The 278-nt window shown below is 57.9% G+C and carries 1 protein-coding gene; it reads right to left on the minus strand.

The annotated features are described in order from the left end of the window. Positions 1–29 precede the first annotated feature (29 nt). Positions 30–278, minus strand: a 249-nt coding sequence (locus EN857_RS34445; RefSeq protein WP_281036061.1) for a hydroxyacylglutathione hydrolase C-terminal domain-containing protein, incomplete at its 5' end; no start/stop codon positions are given.

A 278-nucleotide genomic window follows, 5' to 3' on the forward strand; every position in this document is an offset into this window, starting at 1 on the left:
GATCGCCTGCGCAGATATATCCGTTCCCATCAGAAATTATCCTTGCGCGTGCGGATTTCCGCGAAGACGTCGGCATCGGTGGCGCTTTCCAGACCAAGATTTTTGCGAATGCCGGTATCCGCCACCCGCATATAGGGGTTGGTCTGTTTTTCGAGCCCGATGGTGGTGGGAATCGTGAATTCATTCGCCTGCCGTGCCTTTTCCACCTTTTCCGCGCGGTCACGCAGCGCGGCATTGTCGGGGTCGACGGTCAGGGCAAAGCGGGCATTGCTCAGCGT

Origin of the sequence: Mesorhizobium sp. M4B.F.Ca.ET.214.01.1.1 (assembly GCF_004791545.1) — a bacterium.
In the GTDB taxonomy this organism is placed as follows: Bacteria; Pseudomonadota; Alphaproteobacteria; order Rhizobiales; family Rhizobiaceae; genus Mesorhizobium; species Mesorhizobium abyssinicae.